The following is a 710-nucleotide window of genomic DNA, read 5'->3' as shown; positions in this document are numbered from 1 at the left end:
TCAGCAGCAGGAAGAACCCGGCCGTGAAAAGCGCCGCGAGGAATGGCCACCACGACGGCCCGGGCATGATCTGCAGATACTGGGGCTCTGCGCGCGAGGTGCTGGTGATCAGCGTCTCGCGATGGCCGGTGGCGGTGTTCGGCAGGAAGTAACGGCCCGCTTCCACGTCCTTGCCAATCTGGGGATCGGCCCACAGCGGCTCGAGGTGGTTGATCACCGGAATCGAACGCACCGCATAGTTGCCCGCGGACAGCCACTCCAGCGTGCCGCCGTTGAAGACGTTGCGCGCGTTGCCGCCCGTGCCGCGGCTGAAGCAGCGCACGGCATCGATGACGAACAGCAGCACGCCGGCGGCGATGATGAATGCACCGAGGGTCGAGATGAGATTGGGCAGGCCCCACAGCCGCTCGGGCAGGTAGGTATCCACGCGACGCGGCATGCCCATCAGGCCAGTCAGGTGCATCGGTAGGAAGCAGACGTGCACGCCGACGAAGTTCAGCCAGAAGACCCAGCGGCCGATCCTTTCGGAAAGCTGCCGGCCGGTGAGCATCGGCGTCCAGTAGTAGAAGCCGGCAAAGAGCGGGAACACCATGCCACCGATCAGCACATAGTGGAAATGCGCGACCACGAAATATGTGTCGTGCGCCTGGCCGTCGAACGCCACCATGCCCACCATCACGCCGGTCAGCCCGCCCATCACGAAGATCAGG

Annotated in this window: 1 protein-coding gene; it reads right to left on the bottom strand. The window is 64.6% G+C overall.

Going from position 1 to position 710, the window contains the following annotated elements:
* A partial coding sequence (locus IE209_RS33640) for a cbb3-type cytochrome c oxidase subunit I (RefSeq protein ID WP_189691201.1) occupies positions 1–710 on the bottom strand: 710 nt, incomplete at both ends.

Origin of the sequence: Pseudorhodoferax aquiterrae (genome assembly GCF_014652235.1) — a bacterium.
Lineage (GTDB): Bacteria > Pseudomonadota > Gammaproteobacteria > Burkholderiales > Burkholderiaceae_C > Pseudorhodoferax > Pseudorhodoferax aquiterrae.
This window is presented reverse-complemented; position numbering and strand designations above follow the sequence as displayed.